The 21,164-nt window shown below is 67.5% G+C and carries 23 protein-coding genes and 1 tRNA gene; 8 read left to right on the forward strand and 16 right to left on the reverse strand.

Annotation, left to right across the window (positions count from 1 at the left end; translation table 11 throughout):
• The 3 genes from VLK61_RS16070 to VLK61_RS16080 all read right to left on the reverse strand — a co-directional run.
• A partial coding sequence (locus VLK61_RS16070) for an NAD(P)-binding protein (RefSeq protein WP_325422621.1) occupies positions 1 to 699 on the reverse strand: 699 nt, incomplete at its 3' end.
• Between the two features lie 138 nt (positions 700 to 837).
• The gene (locus VLK61_RS16075; RefSeq protein WP_325422622.1) at positions 838 to 1,848 is read right to left on the reverse strand and encodes a GlxA family transcriptional regulator; all 1,011 of its coding nucleotides are present in this window, start codon (positions 1,846 to 1,848) and stop codon (positions 838 to 840) included.
• A 91-nt stretch (positions 1,849 to 1,939) separates the two neighbouring features.
• A complete protein-coding gene (locus tag VLK61_RS16080) occupies positions 1,940 to 2,497 on the reverse strand; it encodes an isochorismatase family protein (protein ID WP_325422623.1) in 558 nt (185 codons plus the stop codon).
• A gap of 256 nt (positions 2,498 to 2,753) precedes the next feature.
• Between VLK61_RS16080 and VLK61_RS16085 the strand changes: the two genes are divergently transcribed.
• Complete coding sequence (locus tag VLK61_RS16085; RefSeq protein ID WP_325422624.1) at positions 2,754 to 3,128, forward strand: hypothetical protein; 375 nt, start codon at positions 2,754 to 2,756, stop codon at positions 3,126 to 3,128.
• Positions 3,129 to 3,133: 5 nt separating this feature from the next.
• Here VLK61_RS16085 and VLK61_RS16090 read toward each other — a convergent pair whose 3' ends face one another.
• Positions 3,134 to 4,219, reverse strand: a complete 1,086-nt coding sequence (locus VLK61_RS16090; protein ID WP_325422625.1) for a M14 family metallopeptidase — start codon at positions 4,217 to 4,219, stop codon at positions 3,134 to 3,136.
• 3 nt (positions 4,220 to 4,222) lie between these two features.
• Positions 4,223 to 5,416, reverse strand: a complete 1,194-nt coding sequence (locus VLK61_RS16095; RefSeq protein ID WP_325422626.1) for a M20 aminoacylase family protein — start codon at positions 5,414 to 5,416, stop codon at positions 4,223 to 4,225.
• 108 nt (positions 5,417 to 5,524) lie between these two features.
• Between VLK61_RS16095 and VLK61_RS16100 the strand changes: the two genes are divergently transcribed.
• The 3 genes from VLK61_RS16100 to VLK61_RS16110 are packed head-to-tail and all read left to right on the forward strand — an operon-like array spanning position 5,525 to position 8,992.
• On the forward strand, positions 5,525 to 7,567 hold the full coding sequence (locus VLK61_RS16100; RefSeq protein WP_325422650.1) for a molybdopterin-containing oxidoreductase family protein: 2,043 nt from the start codon (positions 5,525 to 5,527) through the stop codon (positions 7,565 to 7,567).
• Positions 7,564 to 8,634, forward strand: coding sequence for an aminopeptidase (locus tag VLK61_RS16105; protein ID WP_325422627.1), 1,071 nt, complete (start codon positions 7,564 to 7,566; stop codon positions 8,632 to 8,634). Before VLK61_RS16100 ends, VLK61_RS16105 begins: the two co-directional genes overlap by 4 nt.
• Before the next feature lie 28 nt (positions 8,635 to 8,662).
• Positions 8,663 to 8,992 (forward strand): polyhydroxyalkanoic acid system family protein, encoded by a 330-nt coding sequence (locus VLK61_RS16110; protein ID WP_325422628.1) that lies wholly within the window; start codon positions 8,663 to 8,665, stop codon positions 8,990 to 8,992.
• A gap of 6 nt (positions 8,993 to 8,998) precedes the next feature.
• Here VLK61_RS16110 and VLK61_RS16115 read toward each other — a convergent pair whose 3' ends face one another.
• Complete coding sequence (locus tag VLK61_RS16115; protein WP_325422629.1) at positions 8,999 to 9,253, reverse strand: acyl-CoA-binding protein; 255 nt, start codon at positions 9,251 to 9,253, stop codon at positions 8,999 to 9,001.
• Positions 9,254 to 9,348: 95 nt separating this feature from the next.
• Between VLK61_RS16115 and VLK61_RS16120 the strand changes: the two genes are divergently transcribed.
• Positions 9,349 to 10,782, forward strand: a complete 1,434-nt coding sequence (locus VLK61_RS16120) for a wax ester/triacylglycerol synthase family O-acyltransferase (protein ID WP_325422630.1) — start codon at positions 9,349 to 9,351, stop codon at positions 10,780 to 10,782.
• Between the two features lie 37 nt (positions 10,783 to 10,819).
• Here the strand turns inward: VLK61_RS16120 and VLK61_RS16125 are convergent, their stop codons facing one another.
• Complete coding sequence (locus VLK61_RS16125) at positions 10,820 to 11,446, reverse strand: RNA pyrophosphohydrolase (protein WP_325422631.1); 627 nt, start codon at positions 11,444 to 11,446, stop codon at positions 10,820 to 10,822.
• Positions 11,447 to 11,591: 145 nt separating this feature from the next.
• On the opposite strand from VLK61_RS16125, the gene VLK61_RS16130 reads away from it, so the two are divergent.
• The gene (locus VLK61_RS16130) at positions 11,592 to 13,346 is read left to right on the forward strand and encodes a proline--tRNA ligase (protein ID WP_325422632.1); all 1,755 of its coding nucleotides are present in this window, start codon (positions 11,592 to 11,594) and stop codon (positions 13,344 to 13,346) included.
• Positions 13,343 to 13,957, forward strand: coding sequence for a lytic transglycosylase domain-containing protein (locus VLK61_RS16135; RefSeq protein WP_325422633.1), 615 nt, complete (start codon positions 13,343 to 13,345; stop codon positions 13,955 to 13,957). The genes VLK61_RS16130 and VLK61_RS16135 overlap by 4 nt, the downstream gene beginning before the upstream one ends.
• Positions 13,958 to 13,959: 2 nt before the next feature.
• Here the strand turns inward: VLK61_RS16135 and VLK61_RS16140 are convergent, their stop codons facing one another.
• The 6 genes from VLK61_RS16140 to hemA form a co-directional block, all read right to left on the reverse strand.
• On the reverse strand, positions 13,960 to 14,523 hold the full coding sequence (locus VLK61_RS16140) for a UbiX family flavin prenyltransferase (RefSeq protein ID WP_325422634.1): 564 nt from the start codon (positions 14,521 to 14,523) through the stop codon (positions 13,960 to 13,962).
• Positions 14,523 to 14,837, reverse strand: coding sequence for a Grx4 family monothiol glutaredoxin (gene grxD, locus VLK61_RS16145; RefSeq protein WP_325422635.1), 315 nt, complete (start codon positions 14,835 to 14,837; stop codon positions 14,523 to 14,525). Before grxD ends, VLK61_RS16140 begins: the two co-directional genes overlap by 1 nt.
• A 93-nt stretch (positions 14,838 to 14,930) precedes the next feature.
• A complete protein-coding gene (locus VLK61_RS16150) occupies positions 14,931 to 15,446 on the reverse strand; it encodes a hypothetical protein (protein WP_325422636.1) in 516 nt (171 codons plus the stop codon).
• A gap of 96 nt (positions 15,447 to 15,542) precedes the next feature.
• Positions 15,543 to 16,373: a peptide chain release factor N(5)-glutamine methyltransferase gene (prmC, locus tag VLK61_RS16155; RefSeq protein WP_325422651.1), complete on the reverse strand. Its 831-nt coding sequence runs from the start codon at positions 16,371 to 16,373 to the stop codon at positions 15,543 to 15,545.
• Positions 16,374 to 16,375: 2 nt separating this feature from the next.
• Complete coding sequence (gene prfA / locus VLK61_RS16160; RefSeq protein WP_325422652.1) at positions 16,376 to 17,458, reverse strand: peptide chain release factor 1; 1,083 nt, start codon at positions 17,456 to 17,458, stop codon at positions 16,376 to 16,378.
• 72 nt (positions 17,459 to 17,530) lie between these two features.
• Positions 17,531 to 18,835: a glutamyl-tRNA reductase gene (hemA, locus tag VLK61_RS16165; protein WP_325422637.1), complete on the reverse strand. Its 1,305-nt coding sequence runs from the start codon at positions 18,833 to 18,835 to the stop codon at positions 17,531 to 17,533.
• Positions 18,836 to 18,933: 98 nt separating this feature from the next.
• Between hemA and VLK61_RS16170 the strand changes: the two genes are divergently transcribed.
• Positions 18,934 to 19,215 carry a hypothetical protein gene (locus tag VLK61_RS16170; RefSeq protein WP_325422638.1) on the forward strand — a complete coding sequence of 94 codons (282 nt, stop codon included), beginning with the start codon at positions 18,934 to 18,936 and terminating at the stop codon, positions 19,213 to 19,215.
• A gap of 51 nt (positions 19,216 to 19,266) precedes the next feature.
• On the opposite strand, the gene miaB is transcribed toward VLK61_RS16170, so the two are convergent.
• The 3 genes from miaB to VLK61_RS16185 all read right to left on the reverse strand — a co-directional run bounded on the left by miaB (position 19,267) and on the right by VLK61_RS16185 (position 21,153).
• Positions 19,267 to 20,616, reverse strand: coding sequence for a tRNA (N6-isopentenyl adenosine(37)-C2)-methylthiotransferase MiaB (gene miaB / locus VLK61_RS16175; protein ID WP_325422639.1), 1,350 nt, complete (start codon positions 20,614 to 20,616; stop codon positions 19,267 to 19,269).
• Between the two features lie 16 nt (positions 20,617 to 20,632).
• Positions 20,633 to 21,013: a hypothetical protein gene (locus tag VLK61_RS16180; RefSeq protein ID WP_325422640.1), complete on the reverse strand. Its 381-nt coding sequence runs from the start codon at positions 21,011 to 21,013 to the stop codon at positions 20,633 to 20,635.
• Between the two features lie 63 nt (positions 21,014 to 21,076).
• A tRNA-Met gene (locus tag VLK61_RS16185) sits at positions 21,077 to 21,153 on the reverse strand.
• Positions 21,154 to 21,164 lie beyond the last annotated feature (11 nt).

A 21,164-nucleotide genomic window follows, 5' to 3' on the forward strand; every position in this document is an offset into this window, starting at 1 on the left:
GTACACCGCATCGAAGGACTCGCGCAGCGCCAGCAGTTGCGTGGCGCTGCTCAGACGCCAGTCGGTCCGCAGGCTGATGCCGCCGATGGCCATCAACCAGTCCAACTCCTGCTGGGCAAAACCGCCGGCGGTCTTGTACGACGCCAGCCCGTATTCATTCAGGCCGCCGCCCTTGGGCCGCGCATCGTGGATCACCACCTCGTGGCCCCCGCGTGCGAGGCCGAAGGCGCAGGCCAGGCCGGCCGGACCGGCGCCGACCACGGCGATGCGGCGGCCGGTGGCCGCGGCACGCGGGAACAGCGTGGCCACCGGCTTGTCCATCACCGCATCGACGGCATAGCGCTGCAGGCGTCCGATTTCGACCGGTTTGCCTTGTTGCGTGGTGCGCACGCAGACCTGTTCACACAGCACCTCCGTCGGGCAGACGCGGGCGCAGGTGCCGCCCAGCGGGTTGGCGCTGAGGATGGCCCTGGCGGCGCCGCGCAGGTTGTCGTCGGCGATGCGGCGGATGAAGCTGGGCACGTCGATGCCGGTCGGGCAGGCGGTGGCGCAGGGCGCGTCATGGCAGTACAGGCAGCGCTCGGCCTCGACGAGGGCTTGGGTGCGGGTGAGCCGTGGCGCCGCATCGGCAAAGTGCTGGGCATATTCCGCCGCGCCCAGGCGCGCGGCGCGGACATCAGGTGAAGGGGAGGTCGACACGCGCGCGGCTCCTGCAGCGCCGGGCGGCAAGGTGGCCCGGCTTCACCGTTAAGCTGACCGTTTGGTCAGGATTTTGGGTGATGTTACGCAAACGGCGTGCCATGTGGCGACCCGGATAAACCCAGGCACCTTGGCTCGTCATGCCACATCACGGTGCGCGGGCGAGCCTCCATGCCTCGCCTTGGCGCGGCGCCATTGGCGGTCGGAGCTGAAACCGGCCAGGTCGGCGGCCTGCAGCCCGGAGGCGCCGCGCCGCAAAGCTTGCTGCGCCAACGCGACGCGCACGTGCTCGACGTAGGCGCGCGGCGTCAGGCCGGTGTGTTCGCGGAAGAGCCGCGTCAGCTGGCGCGAGGTGACATGCGCGATGCCCGACAAGGCCTCGGCCGACCACGGATCGCCGGGCCGTTCACACACCGCTTCCTGCACGCGGTGCACCGCCGGGTGCAGGTGGTCACGGAAGGCCAGCAGCGGCGAGCGCTGCGGGTCCTGCGCATGGCGCCGGCCATGCACCACCATCACCTGCGCGACGGTGGCGGCCAGCGCATCGCCGGCATGCTGCGCGATGCAGTGCAAGGCCAGGTCGATGCCGGCGGTGATGCCGGCGCTGGACAGCAGCGGCCCGTCCTCGACGAACACCCGGTTGGCCAGCACCTGGGCCTGCGGCGCCAGGGCGGCCAGTTCGTCCAGCAGTTCGTGGTGCGTGGTGCAGCGGCGGGTGCCGATCAGCCCGGCATCGGCGGCCAGCAAGGCGCCGACGCAGACGGTCAGCAACCGATGCGGCGCGCCGGGCACGGCGAGTTGCGGCCACAGCGTGCGGCTCAGCCAGTCCCGCGTGGTCAACCAGGCGCGCTGGCGACGCAGCCCCTGCATCGCATCACCGGGCCGGCCGAGCAGCACCACCCAACTCGGGCCGGCCAACTGCGCCGGCAACGGTTCGATGTTGGCCAGCGTCAGACCGACCGAGGAAGCCACCTGCGGCAAAGGCCCGATGTAGCGCAGCCGGAACAGCGCGTCGTGGCCGCGCCGCTGCAAGGCCTGGTTGGCCAGGCGAAAGGCCTCGGCCGGGCCGGCCAGGTCCAGCAGCAGCGTGTCGGGCAGCACGACGAACAGCAGGTCGATCGCGGCTGCGCTGCCGGGCAAGAGCCTCACGAGGGGTGGTTCTCGATCCATGCAAAGTCCCTCCAGCGTACGCCCTCTTGCACGTCTTGCACGTTCGGTGCCGGCCGTGCGGCCCGGTCTGTCACGCCGCGCGCTCCAGGGCCTGCGCCACGCTCGTCAATGTCACGAAGCGGCCGCTCAGCACGGTCTCGGTGCGCTCGCGGATCGCCGCGGCGCCGAGCCGGTCGCCGGCCGGCGTGCTCATGTCGAAGGTGAGCATCGCTTCGCTGACGAAATCGATCGCCCAGCCCTCGTCGCTGGCATGTCGGGCGGTGGTTTCGCAGCATTGTTCGGTGCGGATGCCGGCGATCATCAGGCGCCGGATGCCGTTGCGGTGCAACCAGACCGCCAGGCCGGTGCCGACCAGTGCGCTGTGGCGGTGCTTCTCGAACGAGGCGGCTGCTTCATAGGGCGCCACGCCATCCAGCGGGCGGATCAGCCCGCTTTCCGGTGCGAACGGGTTCGACGCTTCGCGCGGTCCCTCGGTGTGGAAGATGCTCAGCACCGGGATGCCGCCCGCGGCGCAACCGGCCAGCAGGGCGTTGGTGCGCGCCAGGAAGGCCGGCACGTCGGCATCGGACCAGGTCGGACGCGCGTGAAACGATTGTTGGACGTCGATCAGCAGCAGGGCAGTGTTCATGCAGGTTCTCCGGTGGTGACAAGCTAGGCCTTCATCGTGCCGCACGACGGCCCGTCCCGGACGACCAGAGTCCGACGGCCAGCGGACGAAACCGGACATCAATGATGCCGCCTTCGCCTTGGCGGACAACTGAACTGCCTGGGAAAGTTGCTGCTTTTCAGCCTTTAGCCGATCGCCCGCCGGCGCCACAGTGCGAACCAATTCAACCGGACTGTGCGCTGCGCTGTTGCGATGCAGTCAATCCCAGGAGCCGCACATGAGCATTTCCAGCCTCCAGGCCGGCACCGCCGCCAGCCGCATCATGGCCCCCACGCCCGATCGGGGCCGGGACTCGAACTTCCATGATCTGACCAAGTCCGTGCGCACCGGCGATCTCGAGGGTGCGCAAGAGGCCTACAAGAACATCCTCAAGAACGCGCCTGAAGCGGCCAGCTGGCCCCAGGGCACTGCGTTCGCCAAGCTCGGCGTGGCGCTGACCAAGGGCGACATCGATCAGGCCAAGACCATCATGGTCGATGCGCTGCGTGATGCGCGCGATGCGCGTGCGGTGAGGAACCCGGAACCGGTGCCGCCGACACAGCCCACGCTGGCCGGCAGCAGTGTCGGCAGCACGCTGAACCTGACCGCCTGACCGATTCAGCGCTGCAGGCCGGCGACAGCCTGCCGCGCCGCGTCAGCCGCCTGCTCGACGATCTGCTGCTTCCACACCGGCGTGTCGGTGTAGAACGCATCGCGGATGCGGCGCTTGATCGCATCGGCCTGCGTGTGATCGACCTCCGGGTGGTTCTCCAGCCATTGATCGGCACGCAACGAATTCAGGACTTCGTCGATTTGCACCGTGCCGTATTCGAGCGCGATGCCGGTGTATTCGGCCTGCGCGCACTCTTCATAGGCCGCCAGCCACATCAGCCCGACCAGCGGTGCCGAGGTGGATGAGCCGTCGTAGATCGAGGTCACTTCCGGACCCCACCAGGCGCGTGCACGGGCCAGGGCCTGGGCATCGTCGCGACAGGCGAAGATGCGCTCGCCATGGCCGCTCGGCCCCAGGCCGGTGTGGAAATCGATCCAGCCCAGACGTTGGCAGCGCTGGCCATGGTCGCGCAGCACATGGCGCAGCGCCTGCTGGCTCCAGGTGGGGTTGCGCCCGCCGTAGAACAGGCCTTCGGGATGCTCGTACTGGCCGCCGGAGACGGCCGCCTGCCAGGCCTTCATGCCATGGGTCGCGATGTACTGCGCCACGCCGGCCTCGACCTCGGCCGAGGGTGGCCAGTGCGCCGGCACGATCAGGTGCGACACGTCGTCGTAGGCGGTGTTGCGCGGCAGCGGCTTGGAGAAATCGTGGAAGTTGCGGTTGAGGTCGACGTTCTCATGCGTCGTGCGCCGCCACCAGGAAAAGCCGTAGGGGTTGAGGCCGTGCAGGTAGAGCACGGCAACGCCAGCGTCACGTGCGCTGCGACGGAAGTTCGCATCGCCCAGCAGCGCAATCTGCGCGCCGGAGCCGCAAAAGCCTTCCACGCCATGGCAGGCGCTGGACAGCAACAGCACGGCCGGCGCATCGGCGGGCCCGTCGCGCACCACGTCCATCGCCAGCGTTTCGCCATCGCGCCCGACCATCGGGTGGGGGTGGCTTTCGACATCCAGGCCGGCGGCTTCGGCGCTGTCCAGAAACTTGCCGCGGGCCTCGGCGTAGCTTTGCGCGAAGAATTGTTCAGCTGTGTTCATCACTCAGCGCGCTGTGTTCAGCCAGGTTTCGGCGATGCGCACCCAGGCGGTGGCACCCAACGGAATCAGCTCGTCGTTGAAGTCGTAGCTCGGGTTGTGCAGCATGCACGGGCCCAGGCCATGGCCGCCGATGCGGTGCGCGCCGTCGCCGTTGCCGATCATGAAATAGCAGCCGGGTTTTTCCAGCAGGTAGTAGCTGAAGTCCTCGGCGCCCATCGTGGGCTCGAACTCGGTGACGTTCTCCGGGCCGACCACCTCGCCGAGCACGCGCCGCACGAAGTCGGTCTCGGCCTCGTGGTTGATGGTCGGCGGGTAGTTGCGCTTGAACTCGAAATCGCAGGCGCATTCGAAGGCTGCGGCGGTGGCTTCGGCAATGGTCTTCATGCGCCGCTCGATCAGGTCCAGCACCTCGGTGGTGAAGGTGCGCACGGTGCCGCGGATCTCGCAGGTCTCGGGGATCACATTGGTGGCTTCGCCGGTGTGGATCATCGTCACCGAGATCACGCCAGTGTCCAGCGGCCGCTTGTTGCGCGAAATGATGGTCTGGAAGGCCTGCACCATCTGGCAGGCCGCGGGCACCGGGTCCAGCCCCAGGTGCGGCATCGCGCCATGCGCGCCCTTGCCGCGTAGCGTGATCCTGAACTCGTTGCTCGACGCGTAGCAAGGCCCGCTCTTCAGCGTGAACTGGCCCACCGGCATGCCCGGCCAGTTGTGCGCGCCGAACACGGCTTCCATCGGGAACAGGGTGAACAGGCCATCCTTGATCATCTCGCGCGCGCCGCCGCCGCCTTCTTCGGCCGGCTGGAAGATCAGGACCACCGTGCCATCGAAGCTGCGGTGCCGCGACAAATGCTTGGCCGCCGCCAGCAGCATCGCGGTATGGCCGTCGTGCCCGCACGCATGCATCTTGCCGGGGTGGCGACTGGCATGCGCGAAGGTGTTGTGCTCGGTCATCGGCAAGGCGTCGATGTCGGCACGCAGGCCGACCGCGCGATCGGACGTGCCGTTCTTGATGATGCCGACCACACCGGTCTTGCCCAGTCCGCGATGCACCGGAATGCCCCAGTCGGTGAGCGCCTTGGCGATGACATCCGAGGTGCGCTGCTCCTCGAAACACAACTCGGGGTGGGCGTGGATGTCGCGTCGCAGCGTTGCGATGGCGGCTGCATCGGCCAGGATGGATTCGATCAGGCGCATGGCGGCTTCGCTCCAAAGGAAGCGAGTCAGTTTACGCCCGTGAACATGCCCCTGCGGAGCCCTCGGCGCTCCGCCGCGGGCGACGCCACACTGTGCAATAGTTGCCGCATGACGACCAGCAGCCCCTCTGCCCACATCGTGCGCGGCGCCTGCCCGCACGACTGCCCCGACACCTGCGCGCTCAAGATCACCGTCGAAGACGGCCGGGTCACGCGCGTGCAAGGCGACCCCGACCATCCGCCCACGCATGGGGCGCTGTGCACCAAGGTCTCGCGCTATGCCGAGCGCAGTTACCACGACGAGCGTGTGTTGACACCACTGAAGCGCGTGGGCGCCAAGGGCAGCGGCCAGTTCGTGCCGGTGAGTTGGGACGACGCGCTGGACGACATCGCCGCCCGGCTGAAGGCGATTGCTGTGCGCGACCCGCAGGCCATTCAGCCTTACAGCTATGCCGGCACCATGGGCCTGCTGCAGGGCGAGGCGATGGCCGGACGTTTCTTCAACAAGTTGGGCGCTTCGCTGCTGGACCGCACGATCTGCTCGTCCGCCGGCGGCGACGCGTTGGCCGCGACCTATGGCGGCAAGCTCGGCATGCACCTGGAGCACTATGCCGACAGCCGGCTGATCCTGATCTGGGGCAGCAACTCGATCGCGTCGAACCTGCACTTCTGGACCTTCGCGCAGGCCGCCAAGCGCAATGGCGCGAAGCTGGTCTGCATCGATCCACGGCGCACCGAGACGGCCGACAAGTGCCACCAGCACATCGCCCTGCTGCCGGGCACGGATGGCGCCTTGGCGCTGGCGATGATGCATCAGCTGATCACGCACAACTGGCTGGACCAGGACTACATCGCCCGCCATGTCGACGGCTTCGAAGCCTTGCGCGAGAAGGCGCTGAGCTGGCCGCCCGAGCGCGCGGCGGCGGTGTGCGGCGTGCCGGCGGAGGTGATCGCCGAACTGGCACGCGACTACGCCATGACGAAGCCGGTCGCCATCCGCCTGAACTACGGCATGCAGCGGGTGCATGGCGGCGGCAATGCGGTGCGCCTGATCGCGCTGCTGCCCTGCCTGACGGGCGCGTGGAAGCAGCGCGGCGGCGGCATGTTGCTGTCGGCCTCGGGCTGGTTCAAGGCCTTCCGGAATCCGGCGCTGGACCGCCCGGACCTGCTCGCCGGCCGCAGGCCGCGCACCATCAACATGAGCACGATCGGCGACGACCTGCTGCGCGATGCTTCATCCGCGTTCGGCCCGAAGATCGAGGCGCTGATCGTCTACAACAGCAATCCGGTGGCCGTGGCGCCCGAGTCGCGCAAAGTCGTGCAGGGCTTTGCGCGCGACGACCTGTTCACGGTCGTGCTCGAGCACTTCCGCACCGACACCGCCGACCACGCGGACTATGTGCTGCCGGCCACCACGCAGCTCGAACATCTGGATGTGCACATCGCCTACGGCCACACCTATGCGCTGATGAACCAGCCGGCGATTGCGCCGCTTGGCCAGGCGAAGCCGAACACGCAGATCTTCCGCGAACTCGCGCAGCGCATGGGTTTCGATGACCCGTGTTTTGCTGACAGCGACGAACAGCTTGCCGAGCAGGCCTTCGTCGGCATCGACATGGCCGCGATGCGCGAGCAAGGCTGGGTCAAGCTGCCGATTGCCGAGATGCCGTTTGCCGAGGGTGGCTTCCCGACGGCGAATGGCAAGGTGCAGGTGGACGTGCCAGGCCTGGGCGTGCCCGACCATGTGCCGAACTACGAAGCCGTGCTGTCGGCGCCGGCGCTGGCGCAGCGCTTCCCGCTGGCGATGATCTCGCCGCCGGCACGGCACTTCCTGAACTCCAGCTTCGTCAACGTCAGGAGCCTGCGTAGCATCGAAGGCGAGCCCTTGGTCGAGATCCATCCGGACGACGCGGCGCCACGCGGTATCGCCGACGGCGCGATGGTCGATGTCTTCAACGAGCGCGGCCGCTACCGCTGCAAGGCGGCACTGAACAGCCGCGCGCGCCCCGGCGTCGTCAATGGCCTGGGCGTGTGGTGGCGCAAGTTCGGCGTGCAGGGCACGAACGTCAATGAGCTGACCAGCCAGCGCCTCACCGACATCGGCCGCGCGCCGACCTTCTACGACTGCCTGGTGGAGGTGGCGCCGGCATGACGCTCGGCCGAGGCCAGCGGATCGGCGCGCTGCTGGTGCTGGCGCTCGCATCGACGGTGAGCCTCGTGGGTTGTTCGTCGCTGGGCTACTACGCGCAGTCGGTCGGCGGCCACCTCGAGCTGATGCGCCGCGCGCGGCCGGTCACCGACTGGCTGGCCGACGAGGCCACGCCCGCCGCGCTGCGCGAACGCCTGAAGCTGTCACAACAGATGCGCGACTTCGCGGTGCGCGAACTGCACCTGCCCGACAACCGCAGCTACCGCAGTTATGCCGACCTCGGCCGCAATGCCGTGGTGTGGAATGTCGTCGCGGCGCCCGAGTTGTCGCTGACGCTGAAGACCTGGTGCTACCCGATGATGGGTTGTGTCGGCTACCGCGGCTATTTCGACCGCGCGGCAGCCGACGCGCTGGCCGAGACCTTGAAGGCCGAGGGCCTGGACGTCAATGTCTACGGCGTGTCGGCCTATTCGACCTTGGGCTGGACCAACTGGCTTGGCGGCGACCCGTTGCTGAACACCTTCATCCGCTGGCCCGAGGGCGAACTGGCGCGGCTGATCTTTCACGAGCTCGCGCACCAGGTGGCCTATGCGGCCGACGACACGAGCTTCAACGAGTCTTTCGCGACAGCCGTGGAACGCCTGGGCGGGGCGCGCTGGCGTGAGTCCCACGGCCTGGGGGACGCCGATGACGCGGCCTACGAGCAGCGCCGCCGCGACTTCCGCGCGCTGGGCCTGCGCACACGCGCATCGCTGGAAGCGCTGTACCGCAGCGCCATGTCCGGTGCCGACAAGCGCACGCGCAAGACCGAGATCCTGGCCGCGATGCGCGCCGAATTGATGCGCCTGAAGGTCGAGGCCTGGGCCGGCTACAGCGGCTACGACAGCTGGGCTCAGCGCGCCAACAACGCCTCACTCGGCGTGCAGGCGGCCTATGACGAACTGGTGCCGGACTTCGAGCGCCTGTTCAACGCGCAAGGCCGCGACTTCACGCGCTTCTATGCCGAGGTTCAGCGCCTGGCCGCCTTGCCGAAGGCCGAACGCCGCGCCACACTGCAGCAGCGGCGCTGAGCCGAGCACAACAAAGGAGACCGAGGCCATGGCCGACATCCGCATCCACCGTGATCACCAGCTCGGGCTGGCCAAGGCCCGCAAGGTGGCCTGGCAATGGGCCGAGGAAGTCGAGAAGAAGTTCGACATGGAATGCACGGTGCTCGAAGGCGAGACCAGCGACACGGTCGAGTTCACCCGCTCCGGCGTCAATGGCACGCTGACGGTGGCCGCGGATCACTTCGACCTGCAGGCCACGCTCGGCTTCCTGCTCGGCGCATTCTCGAAGACCATCGAGAGCGAGATCGAGAAGAACCTCGATGGCCTGCTCGGCAAGGCAGCCGCGGCCAAGAAGGCCGCACCGAAGAAGAAGGCCTGAGTTCGCTTACTTCAGGGATTCGATCAGGTCGACGTACTCTTGCATCGCCGAATCGGCATCCTTGCCTTTCAGTTCGTTCCAGGCGTCCCACTTCGCGCGGCCGACCATGTCGGTGAAGCCGGGGCGCTTGCCTTCGACATCACCGGCGGTGGCCTGCTTGTACAGCGAGTAGATCTTCAGCAAGGTCATGTTGTCGGGCTTCTCCGGCAACTGCTTGCTGTCGGCGAGCGCTTGTTCGAAGGCGGCTTTGAGATCGGCCATGGTGTCCTCTGCGTGAAAATCGGTCTTGACGGCGCCGATGTTACCCAGCATCGTGCCCCTTGCCCTAGAGCGAGAAACCCAGGAGACAAACCCCGATGACAACCGCCGTCGCTTCCAGCCGCATGTCGCGTGTCGATACCGCGTGGCTTCGCATGGACAACGACGTCAACCTGATGATGATCGTCGGCGTCTGGCTGCTGACACCAGCCATCACGCTGGAGGCCCTGCGCGAACGGGTCGCCGACAAGCTGCTGAAGTACGAACGCTTCAAGCAGAAGGCTGTGGCCGATGCAATGGGCGCCAGCTGGGTCGAAGACGAAGACTTCGACATCGCACACCACGTGCTCAGCGAGCAACTGCATCGTGAGCCTGGCCAGAGCGAACGCGCCGCGCTGCAGCAGCGCTGCGGCGAACTGGCGACCACGCCACTGGACCCCGAGCGCCCGCTGTGGCAGTTCCAGCTGATCGACGATTACGAAGGCGGCAGCGCGCTGATCGCCCGCGTGCACCACTGCATCGCCGACGGCATTGCGCTGATCTCGGTGATGCTGTCGATCACCGATGGCGGCAACGACCCGCCGCAACGCCGCAAGCGCAAGGAGGCCGAAGAATCGAGCGAAGGCGACTGGTTGTCCGACGCGGTGCTGAAGCCGCTGACCGACATCACCGTCAAGGCCATCGGCCTGGGCGGTGGTGGTGTCGCCAAGTCGCTGGACATGCTGTCGAACCCGCAGCAGCCGCTGCTCGGCTCGCTGGACATGGCGCGCTCGGGCTTCCAGGTGCTCAACGACGTCGCGGCCATCGCGGTGATGTCCGACGATTCGCCCACGCAGCTCAAAGGCCAGCCCGATGGCAGGAAGGTCGTCGCCTGGGGCGAGCCGATGCCGCTGGAGCAGGTCAAGGTCATCGGCAAGGGCCTGGGCTGCTCGATCAACGATGTGCTGCTGTCCTGTGTGGCCGGGGCCATCGGCCGTTATCTGGCGGATCGCGGCGAAGACCCCGAGGGCAAGGAGATCCGCGCGATGGTGCCCGTGAACCTGCGCCCGCTGGAGAAGGCCTGGCAGCTGGGCAACCGCTTCGGCCTGGTGCCGCTGGTGCTGCCGATCGGCATCGCCAACCCGGTCGAACGGGTGTACGCGGTGCGTGCTCGCATGGCCGAGCTCAAGGGCAGTTATCAGCCGCTGCTGGCTTTTGCGGTGCTGTCGATGGTGGGGCTGTTCGTCAAGCCGGTGCAGGATCTCGTGCTCGGCATGTTCTCGAAGAAGGCCACCGCGGTGATGACCAATGTGCCAGGCCCGGCCACGCCGCTGAAGCTGGCCGGCTCCACGCTGCGCCAGACGATGTTCTGGGTGCCGGCCTCCGGCAACATCGGCATGGGCGTCAGCATCCTCAGCTACGGCGGCGGCGTGCAGTTCGGCCTGATCACCGACCACGCGCTGTGCCCGCAGCCGCAGGACATCATCGACCGCTTCGAGCCGGAATTCGAGAAGCTGCTATGGCTGACGATGATGCTGCCTTGGGCTGAGTGAGGCATGCGAGCCCGGGCGTGGGGAGGCAAGCCCGGAATCAGTCGGGGTTCTTGAGCCCCGGCAGTTCCGAAGGCTGCGTCACCGGTGGCTCCTCCGGCACGGCGCCTGGCGGTAGGCCGCCATGGTCCTCGTGGCCCTCATCGTGCGAACGCGTGCGCATGCCGCCGCGCAAGTAGCGGTTGTAGTGGTTCACGCGCGGCAGGAAGCGCGCGAGCTCGCTCAAGGCCATCTGATAGACGTCGCGCTTGAACTCGATCACCAGCTCCAGCGGCACCCAGTAGTCGTTCCAGCGCCAGGCGTCGAACTCCGGGTGGTCGGTGGCGCGCAGGTCGAGGTCGCAATCGCGGCCGACCAGGCGCAGCAGGAACCAGATCTGCTTCTGGCCCTTGTAGTGGCCCCGCGCATCCTTGCGGATGAAGTGCTCGGGCACTTCATAGCGCAGCCAGTCGCGCGTGCGCGCCAGGATCTTGACGTGCTCGGGATGCAAGCCGACTTCTTCATGCAGCTCGCGGAACATGGCCTGCTCCGGCGACTCACCATATTTGATGCCGCCCTGGGGAAATTGCCACGAATGGGTTCGCAGCCGTTTGCCCCAGAAGACCTGGTTGCGCGAGTTGAGCAGGATGATGCCGACGTTGGGCCTGAAGCCTTCACGGTCGAGCATAATCAACCCCAATTTCTAAATTGAAATAATTATTGCACCGGCAGCGTGCGGCGGGCGAACCCTCGCTTACCCGCATGCATCCTCGCCAGGTGCCATTTGATCGCTCGGGCCACCCCGGGCCGATCCGCGATTTGGACACCCGCCCATGAAAGCCTCCCAGTTCTTCATCGCTACCTTGAAGGAAGCGCCTGCCGATGCCGAAGTCATCAGCCATCAACTGATGATGCGCGCCGGCATGATCAAACGGCTCAGTGCCGGCATCTACAACTACATGCCGATGGGTTTGCGCGTGATCCGCAAGGTCGAGGCCATCATCCGCGAGGAGATGAACCGCGCGGGTGCGGTGGAGTTGCTGATGCCGGTGGTGCAGCCGGCCGAGTTGTGGCAGGAGTCCGGACGATTCCAGAAGTACGGGCCCGAGCTGCTGCGCATGAAGGACCGCCATGACCGCGACTTCATCCTGCAGCCCACTTCAGAGGAAGCGGTGACCGACATCGCGCGCCAGGAGTTGCGCAGCTACCGCCAGCTGCCGAAGAATTTCTACCACATCCAGACCAAGTTCCGCGACGAGCGCCGCCCGCGTTTCGGCATCATGCGCGGCCGCGAGTTCACGATGAAGGACGCGTATTCCTTCGACCGTGACAAGGACGGCGCCGCCAAGAGCTACGACATCATGTTCGCGGCCTACAAGCGCATCTTCGACCGCTTCGGCCTGCAGTACCGCGCGGTGGCGGCTGACACCGGCGCGATCGGCGGTGACCTGTCGCATGAGTTCCAGGTCATCGCCGACACCGGTGAAGACGCACTGGTGTATTGCCCGACCAGCGACTACGCGGCGAACATCGAGCTGGCCGAAGGCGTGGCGCTGGGCATGCGCGCCGCGCCGACGCAGGCGATGGTCAAGACGCCGACACCGGGCAAGAGCACCTGTGCCGATGTGGCCACGCTGCTCGGCCTGCCGCTGGCGCAGACCGTGAAATCGCTGGTGCTGGCCACCGACCAGCTCAATGAGGCCGGCGACATCGTCAAGACCACCGTGTGGCTGTTGCTGGTGCGCGGTGATCACGACCTGAACGAGATCAAGGCCGGCAAGGTCGAGGGCCTGAAGGAAGGCTGGCGATTTGCCACCGTCGCCGAGATCGAGGAGCACTTCGGCTGCAAGCCCGGCTACCTGGGTCCTGTCTTCCAACACTCGGGCTTGCGCCAGCCGGTGAAGGTGGTGGCCGATCGCACGGTGGCCGCGATGAGTGATTTCGTCTGCGGCGCCAACGAGGGCGACTTCCACCTCACCGGCGTCAACTGGGGCCGCGATCTGCCGGAGCCCGATGCGGTGGCCGACTTGCGCAACGTCGTGGCCGGTGATCCTTCACCCGACGGCAAGGGCGTGCTGGCGATCCAGCGCGGCATCGAGGTCGGTCATGTGTTCTACCTCGGCACCAAGTATTCGAAGGCGATGAACGCGACTTACCTGGACGAGACCGGCAAGCCGCAGCTGATGGAGATGGGCTGCTACGGCATCGGCGTCACGCGCATCCTGGGTGCGGCGATCGAGCAGAACAACGATGGTCGCGGCATCATCTGGCCGGCGGCGATTGCGCCCTTCGCGGTGGTGATCTGCCCCATCGGCTACGAGCGCAGCGCCGAGGTGCGCGAGGCTGCCGATGCGCTGCACGAGACCTTGCAGGCGCAGGGCGTCGACGTGATGCTCGACGACCGTGGCGAGCGGCCCGGCGCGATGTTCGCCGACTGGGAACTGGTGGGTGTGCCGCAGCGCGTGGTGATCTCCGACCGTGGCCTGAAGGCTGGCACGGTCGAGTTGCAAGGCCGGCGTGAGGCGCAGGCCAGCGTCGTGGCGCTGGCCGATGCGGTCGGTCTGGTCAAGGAGCGGCTGGCTGCATGACCGGCATGCGCCGCCGCGCGCTGCTGGCGGCTGCGGCGGCCGGCCTCGGCGGTGTTGTGCAGGCGCCGGCGCACGCGGGCGCGCAGACCGAGGAGCCGCTGGCCAATGCAGTGCGCACGGCACTGACGGCGGCGATTGCCAGTGCCGCGCCGCCCAAGCCCGGCTTTGCCAGCACCGACGCCCGCGTGAGCTACCTGCGCTGGCTCTCGGCGACGAGCGACAAGCTCAAGCGCCGCAAGAGCGAGTTGCACACGCGCATCGAGTTCCTCGAGACGCTGTGGTACGAGAGCAAGCGCGCCGGCCTGGAGCCTGCGCTGGTGCTCGGGCTGATCCAGGTCGAGAGCGGCTTTCGCAAATACGCCATCAGCTCGGCCGGGGCCCGCGGCTACATGCAGGTGATGCCGTTCTGGACCAAGCTGATCGGCGATGGCGATGCCGCCAAGCTGTTCCACATGCAGACGAACCTGCGCTTCGGCTGCGTGATCCTGCGGCACTACCTGGAGCTCGAGCGCGGCAACCTGTCGCTGGCGCTGGGCCGCTACAACGGCAGCCGCGGCCGCGATGAATACCCGAACGCCGTGCTCGCCGCGCGGCGGCTGTGGTCAGCCTGAACTCAGCGCAAACCGGCCCAGGCCTTGGGGTTCGCCTGCTGCGCACCGAGCAGCGCCAGTGCCCGTTCAACCGTGTCATCGACCAGCTCATCGATCGATGTCGGCCGGTGGTAGAAGGCCGGCAGCGGCGGAAAGATGATGCCGCCCATCTCGGTCACCGCGCTCATGTTGCGCAGGTGGGCCAGATTGAATGGCGTCTCGCGCACCATCAACAGCAGCGGCCGGCGCTCCTTCAGCGTGACATCGGCGGCGCGCGTCAGCAGGTTGTCGGAGAGGCCGTGTGCGATGGCGGCAAGTGTTTTCATCGAGCAGGGTGCAACGGCCATCGCGGCGGTTGAAAAGCTGCCGCTGGCGACGCAGGCGCCGATGTCGCCAGGCGCATAGGCTTTGTCGGCCAGTGCGTCCAGTGCATTGCGGTCCAATCCGAGTTCATGGTGCGCGTTCAGCACACCCGCCGCGGAGACGACCAGGTGCGTTTCGAGCCCCAACACCCGCGCCCGCTGCAGCAGCCGCACGCCATACACCGCGCCGGTGGCGCCGGTGATGCCGACGACCAGACGCTGCATCACTGGGTGGCGAGCATCTGCTGCAGTTCGCCCGACTGGTACATCTCCATCATGATGTCCGAGCCGCCGACGAATTCGCCGTTGATGTACAGCTGCGGAATCGTCGGCCAGTTAGCGTAGTCCTTGATGCCCTGGCGAATGGCGTCGTCTTCGAGCACATTCACCGTCGTCAGCTCGCCCACGCCGCAGGCCTTCAGCACCTGGATCGCGCGGCCGGAAAAGCCGCATTGGGGGAACTGGCTGGTGCCTTTCATGAACAGCACCACGCGGCCGCTCTTCACGATGTCGTCGATGCGCTGTTGTACGTCGCTCATGGTGGGTATCGCCTGTAGATCAAAGCTTGTTTATACGGCAAAGCGCGCCCGGCAGCCGCCAAGCGTGGCGATGGCCGGGCACGGTGCCGGGATTCAGAAGCTGTAGGTCACGCCCAGCCGGATCATCGGCTGCAGCCGCAATTCGCGCAGCGCATCGTTCAGGTCCAGCCGACCATTGAATACGCCGCCGAGCCGGCTGACCGCCCCGGGGTTCTGCGCGGCCAGGCCGACATCGGCGCTGAAGCCCCAATCGCCGCGCAGTCCGCTGCCGGCATAGCCAATGCCGAAGTACGGCCAGGCACCGCGAGCCTCGGCCCCCGCCATCGGCAAGCGTGAATTCAGCAGCAGGCCACCGGTCAGGCGCAGGCCGCCAGTCTGGCCGAAGCGCAGTGCATCGAGTTGGTAGTCGCCGAGCAGCCGGGTCATCTGCACGATGCTGGTCGGGCCGAGCGGCACGCCGGCCCACAGGCCGAAGTTCGGCAGCGTGTCGACTTCTATGCGTGCCTGCCAGCGTGGGCCCAGCGCATCGGGAGACGCCACCAGCCCATCACCACCTGCCAGCGCCGGCGCGGTGAAGGCCGTCAAAGCCAGGACAAGGGTCAAACGCATGGTCGTCTCCTCGGCTGTTTGAATCACTGTACGCCGACTGCTCGCTGCCGTGTTCACCAACTGACGTGAGAAAGCACACCAATTCCGGGGTATGCGTCAACCGATGAGGGTGGGCCAGCGGCCACCGCTGCAGCGCGGGCGTTGGGCGAGGTCGGTTCGTGTCTGCACCTCGGTGAGTCCCGCAACGCACAGCAGTGCACGGACCGCTGCCGCCTGGTCCCAGCCATGCTCGATCAGCAGCCAGGCGCCGGGCCGCAAGGCCTGTGGCGCGCCGGCCACGATCTGTCGGATGGCATCCAGTCCATCGCCGCCGGGCGTCAGCGCAAGTGTTGGTTCGTGGCGCAGGGCCGGCAGATGCGGGTCGCTGCCGGCGATGTAGGGCGGGTTCGACATTGCCAGGTCATAGCGACGGTTCGGCACGGCCGACCACCAGTCACCGGCGGTGGTTTCGAGCCTCAGTCCCAGGCGGGCGGCATTGCTTTGCGCGACGGCCAGTGCTTCGGGGCTCAGGTCGGTGGCGGTCACGCGCGCTGTCGGCCATCGATCGGCCACGGCCAGCGCGATGGCGCCGCTGCCGGTGCCGAGATCAAGCACCTCCGGAGCTGGCAGGTTTGCCGTGGCCAGGCAGCTCAGCGCCCAGTCGACCAGGGCCTCGGTATCGGGCCGCGGCACCAGCACCTGCGGTGTCACCTTCAGCAGCAGGCCATGGAAAGCCTGTTCGCCGGTCAGGTAGGCCAGCGGCACCTCGTCGGCACAGCGCAGGCAATCCGCCTCGAACGCTTCGGCCATGTCGGCCGGCACGGGCGCGTCGTCGTGCGCTACCAGCCAGCTGCGCGGCTGCTGCAGGTGGTGGCCCAGCAGCACCTGGGCATCGAGCCGGTCCAGGCCCAGCGCGCGGGCCAAGGCCAGCGCGTCGGCCACGGTCAAGCTCACACCGCGCCCTCCAGCGCCGCCAGCTGGGCCTGGGCCTGCGCGGCCTTCAGCGCGGCGATCACGTCGCCCAAGTCGCCGTCCATGATCGCGCCCAGCTTGTACAGCGTCAGGTTGATGCGGTGATCGGTCAGCCGGCCCTGCGGGAAGTTGTAGGTGCGGATGCGGTCGGAGCGGTCGCCGCTGCCGACCAGGCTCTTGCGCGTGGCGGCTTCCTTGGCATCACGCTCGGCGCGTTCCTTGTCGCGCAGCCGGGCCAGCAGCACGGCCATGGCCTTGGCCTTGTTGCGGTGCTGCGAGCGGTCGTCCTGGCATTCGGCGACGATGCCGGTGGGCAGGTGGGTGATGCGGATCGCCGAATCGGTCTTGTTGACGTGCTGGCCGCCGGCGCCGCTGGCGCGGAAGGTGTCGATGCGCAGCTCGCTGGGGTTGATCGTGACCTCGGCCTGTTCATCGGGTTCGGGCATCACCGCCACCGTGCAGGCACTGGTGTGGATGCGGCCTTGCGATTCGGTCTCGGGCACACGCTGCACACGGTGGCCGCCGGATTCGAACTTCAGCTGACCATAGACGCTGTCGCCTTCGACGCGCACGACCAGTTCCTTGTAGCCGCCCAGGTCCGACGCGCTTTCGCTCATCACCTCGGTGCGCCAGCCTTGGCGCTCGCAGAAGCGCAAATACATGCGCGCCAGGTCGGCGGCGAACAGCGCGGACTCCTCGCCGCCGGTGCCGGCGCGCACTTCGATGTAGGCCGGCCGCACGTCGTCGGGGTCGCGCGGCAGCAGCGCTTCCTGCAACTCGGCATGCAGGCGTTCGATGTCGGCCTGCGCGCTGGTGACTTCTTCCTGCGCCATCTCGGCCATCTCCGGATCGGCCAGCATCTCGCGCGCCCCGGCGAGATCGGCTTCGCGCTGCTCGTGCGCCTGGAAGCGCTGCACGATCGCGGCAGCTTCGGCCTGCTCGCGCGCGACGCTGCGGTAACGCTGAATGTCAGCGGCCAGCGCCGGGTCGGCCAAGTGGGCGTCGAGCTCCGTCAGGCGCATGGCCAAGCGTTGCAGTTGGTGGCGCAGGGTGTCTTTCATCTGGGGCATGTTCAGGCTGTGGCCGGACCGGCACGCACGGCGAGGCGCCGCGCGCGGGTGGCGGCGGCACAGCTAACGGCGCTCGTCCGTCGGGTTGCGCGATGCCTGGCGCAGGAACAACCGCGAGATGGTCTCGGCGGTTTGCGCACGCTGCTCACCATCGCCGCTGCCATGCAGTTCGGCCAGCGCGCCGTGCAGCAGCTTCTGCGTCAGCCCGCGCGACAGCGCATCGAGCACCGCCTCGACATCCGCGCCCTTGGCCAGCAGCTTGCGCGCGCGGGCGATCTCTGCCCCGCGCCATTGATCCGCCTGGGCGTTCAAGGCCTGGATCAGCGGCACGCTGGCGCGTTGATCCAACCAGTGGCTGAAGCTCTGCACGCCGGCATCGATGATGGCTTCGGCCTGGGCCACCGCGGCCTGGCGCTTTTCGCCGGCGGCCTGCACCAGCTGCGACAGATCGTCGACGGTGTAGAGGTAGACATCCGACAGCGACGCGACTTCGGGCTCGATGTCGCGCGGCACCGCCAGGTCAACCATGAACATCGGCCGGCGGCGCCGCGCCTTCAGCGCGCTCTTCACCGCACCGAGCCCGATGATCGGCAAGGTGCTGGCAGTGCAGGAGATCACCGCATCGAACTCATGCAGGCGCTGCGGCAGATCAGCCAGACGAAGGGCCTGCGCGCCGAAGCGGCCGGCGAGTTTCTCGCCGCGCTCCAGCGTGCGGTTGGCGATGGCCATCATCCTCGGTGCGCGCGCCGAAAAATGCGTGGCGACCAGTTCGATCATCTCGCCCGCGCCAACGAACAGCACCTGGATCTGCTTGAGGTCCTCAAAGAGTTGCGAGGCCAGGCGCACCGCCGCGGCGGCCATGCTGATCGAGTGCGCGCCGATCTCGGTGGAGCTGCGCACGTCCTTGGCGACCGAGAACGAGCGCTGGAACAACTGATGTAGCGTGGTGCCCAGCGTGCCGGCGGCATCGGCTTCGCGCACGGCCTGCTTCATCTGGCCCAGGATCTGCGGCTCGCCCAGCACCATCGAGTCCAGCCCCGAGGCCACGCGGAAGGCGTGACGCGCCGCTTCGCGCTGCTCCAGCACATAGGTGTGCGAGCGCAGTTGATCGCCACTGACGCCGCCCTGCGCGGCCAGCCAGTCGATCGCCGGATGCACCAGTTCACGCACCTGGCCCGGCTGCGCCGCCGCAACATACAGCTCGGTGCGGTTGCAGGTGGACAGCAGTGCGGCTTCGGGCAGCGCGCGGCGCAGGCGCTCGCGAAAGCCCTGCAGGGCCGGCGAGAGTTGTTCGGGCGCGAACGCAAAGCGCCCTCGCAGGTCCACCGGCGCGGTCGTGTGGTTCAGGCCGAGGGTGAACACGGTCATGGCGCGATTATAGAATTCCGCACTTTTTTCGGCTGCACTGGCCGCTCGGGCCGCTTGCGCTGGATCAAGCCCCGGGGCGCCAGTGCCTCGTTGCGCTCATGGGTGTGATCGACGCTTTCTGGCATCTGCTGAACCTGCTCGCTCCGGCGATCGGCATGGGCATGATCGCGGCCGCTGCTGCCAAGCTGCTGTGGCACCGTGAACTGAAGGCCGTGCGCTGGCGCCGGCTGGCGCTGTGGAGCAGTGCCGCCTGCGCGGTGGTGCTGATCGCCGGCCTGGTGATCACCGGCCGCGATGGCCGCATGGGCACCTACGCCGCGATGGTGCCGGCCTGTGCCGCGGCCTTGTGGTGGGCCGGTTTCCGTTCCGGCGGCCGCTGACCGAAGGCGCGCGGCTCACGCCAGCGCCGGGCTGCCCCAAGCGGTGGACATTCAAGCCAGCGCGGCGTCGTGCACCAGCACTTCGGCGCGCAGCGAATGCGGCAGCGCCTGCGTGATGGTCACGTCGATCATCTGACCGATCAGGCGCGCGGACTGCGGCCCGCCGTCGAAATTGACGATGCGGTTGCACTCGGTGCGGCCCATCAACTCGGCGGCGCTCTTGCGGCTGGGCCCTTCGACGAGGATGCGCTGCACCGTGCCGACCCGCGATGCGCTGATGCGCTGCACGTTCTCTTCGAGCAGGGCCTGCAGTTCCTGCAGGCGTGCCAGCTTCACGCGGTGTGGCGTGTCGTCGTGCAGGTTCGCCGCCGGCGTGCCAGGGCGCGGGCTGAAGATGAAGCTGAAGCAGGCGTCGTAGCCGACATCGCGGATCAACTGCAAGGTCTTCTGGTGGTCTTCGTCGGTCTCGCCGGGGAAGCCGACGATGAAGTCGGTGGACAGGCTGATGTCAGGGCGCAGTGCACGCAGCTTGCGGATCGTGCTCTTGTATTGCAGCGTGGTGTAGCCACGCTTCATCGCCATCAGGATGCGGTCGGAGCCATGCTGCACCGGCAGGTGCAAGTGATTCACCAGCTTGGGCAGGCGGGCGTAGGCATCGACCAGCCGCTGCGTGAACTCGTTCGGGTGGCTGGTGGTGTAGCGGATGCGCTCGATGCCGGGGATCTCGTGCACGTCGTCGAGCAGCAGCGCGAAGTCGGCGATCTCGCCGGTGTTGCCCATGGTGCCGCGGTAGGCGTTGACGTTCTGGCCCAGCAGCGTGACTTCCTTGACGCCCTGCGCGGCCAGTCCGGCCACTTCGGCCAGCACGTCGTCGAAGGGGCGGCTCACTTCTTCGCCGCGGGTGTAGGGCACCACGCAGTAGGAGCAGTACTTCGAGCAGCCTTCCATGATCGACACGAAGGCCGATGCGCCGTCGACCTTGGCCGGCGGCAGGTGGTCGAACTTCTCGATCTCAGGGAAGCTGATGTCGACCTGCGGCCGGCCCTGGGCGCGGCGTGCGTCCAGCAGTTGCGGCAGTCGATGCAGGGTCTGCGGGCCGAACACCACGTCGACATACGGTGCGCGGTCGATGATGGCCGCGCCTTCCTGGCTGGCAACGCAGCCGCCGACGCCGATCAGCACGCCCTTGGCCTTCAGGTGCTTGACGCGGCCGAGGTCGGAGAACACTTTCTCCTGTGCCTTCTCGCGCACCGAGCAGGTGTTGAACAGGATCAGGTCGGCCGCTTCGGGGTCGCTGGTGGGCTCGTAGCCTTCGGCCACGCGCATCACATCGGCCATCTTGTCGGCGTCGTACTCGTTCATCTGGCAGCCGAAGCTGCGGATGTAGACCTTCTTCGTCATGGTGTGCCCCGCGGATTCAGCGCTTGGTCCAGGTCTGCGACGCGGCATCGAAGGACCAGCGCTGCGCTTCGTCGCGTGTGGTCGGCCAGGGCTGGCGTGCGGCTTCGTCGCTGCGCAGGATCCAGACGTCGTGCACCTGGCCACTGGAGTCCAGCGTGTAGTTCACCAGCAGCTTCTGGCCGATGGCCGCGCCGGACAAGACCAGCATGTTGTTGTCGCCGCGGATGCGCGAACCGGGCGACAGGCGCGCCGGCTGGTTGTTCAGCAGCACCTCGGGCGGTTGCGTCACCACCAACTGGCCACGCAGCGCGTTCGACGGGAAGGGCCGCACCGCCTGGGCATGGACGGCAACGAAGCTTGCGCCGAGCAGGGCGGCGCCGACAACACAGCGGTACATGGTGTTCATCCAGGGGCTGTGGCAAGAAAAAAGCCCGAGACTGGGAAGTCTCGGGCCGGGGTCTGGTGGCGCTTCAGGGATTCGAACCCCGGACCTGCGGATTATGATTCCGTCGCTCTAACCGACTGAGCTAAAGCGCCTCGAGCCCGCG

Source organism: Aquabacterium sp., assembly GCF_035476535.1.
Taxonomy (GTDB): Bacteria; Pseudomonadota; Gammaproteobacteria; order Burkholderiales; family Burkholderiaceae_C; genus Pseudaquabacterium.